Source organism: Gilliamella sp. Choc4-2 (assembly GCF_001690355.1).
GTDB classification, from domain to species: Bacteria; Pseudomonadota; Gammaproteobacteria; order Enterobacterales; family Orbaceae; genus Gilliamella; species Gilliamella apicola_A.
In genome coordinates this window covers 1-1,364 of the sequence record NZ_LZHG01000028.1, presented here as the reverse complement: position 1 = coordinate 1,364, position 1,364 = coordinate 1, and the positions used below count along the sequence as shown (strand labels likewise).

1 pseudogene is annotated in these 1,364 nt (G+C 41.4%); it reads right to left on the bottom strand.

Features of this window, described 5'->3' with window-relative positions:
* A pseudogene (locus tag A9G34_RS04030) lies at positions 1–1,364 on the bottom strand (SdrD B-like domain-containing protein); the annotation flags it as partial.

The following is a 1,364-nucleotide window of genomic DNA, read 5'->3' as shown; positions in this document are numbered from 1 at the left end:
ACTTTACTTGGTAATCCTGGTGATACCCTTACTACCTTAGGATTACGACCACTAACACGGTATTCCTTCGGTAAGCTTCGCGGATCGAGTTTGATAACAAAGTTACCACCACGTTCCCAACGTCCACCCGATACATCGACTAAATGGTAACGCCCATGTGCATCAGTTGTGATAATCTCTCCTCGCACCGTGATTAATTTCACGCCACCAAGTCCTTCCTCACCTTCGTCTTGCACTCCATTACCATTTTTGTCCACAAACACTTTACCAAAAATTAATGCATTATCAAATAATGGGTCTGACGTCACTGTCACTGTTGCTTGAGCTATATTTGACACCACCTTACCTGTTAAGGAATTTAATGCCATTGCTGTGTTCGTATACTCACCTTGAGTTACACCTGAACCCACCACTAACATATAGCTAATGACCATTTCACCATTACCCGATAAACTTACCTTGTCATACGTCACCGTTCTGCCACCTTTCGGATCCATCACTTTCTTACCGTTAACTCGTGATGAACCATTAACAAATTTAAAGCCCGCAGGTAAAATATCTTTAATTTTGATATTTGCTGGTTGTGCTTTATTATTAATTACTTTAAGAGTATACGGCACTATATCACCCACCACCACATTGTCTTTTAACGCTGTTTTGATGATAGTGATATCTGCATCCGAGGCACGGTAGCCCAAAGCCATATCATTCACCTCAACGCTCGTGAAAGTAATAGACTTCTCTTTTAATGCTACCGGTATCGTATGTGCACCACCCACGCCATTATACGTCACTGATGACGGCGGCGCTGATACATCTATTTGGTCATGCTCAACAGCATTACCGCCGATATCCGTATACTTTTCAAAGAATGGAACTTTTTCATATAACGGACTGTTGCTATCTGAACTAACAACACCATCATTATATTCACCGTAAAGAACCCGAATATTATGGGTGATGCTGTTGCCGTCATGGCTACCTATCGCTAAGTTACGGAAACTGAACTTACCTTCATTATCAGTTGTTGATAACATCGGTTTGCCCGCTTTATCCATAACATGTTTTTCATTGCTATCTAATAAATAGACATTTACTCCCGATAACCCTGGATAGTTAGCCAGCCCTATTAAGCCTGTGCCAGCACTGTCTTCAACTAACTTACCTTCGATAACTCCACCATTGATATAACCAAAGTTTTGGTCAGTTAAATTACCTACTACTTCCACAGTTGCCATATCCACTGTTTGTGGTGTTTTTAACGAGCCATCAGCATTATGATGCGCATCATCCGGGTCAAAACTTGCCGTTAAGGTAGTCGGTACACCACTGACAACGATATTCCACTTACCTGGGATAATATT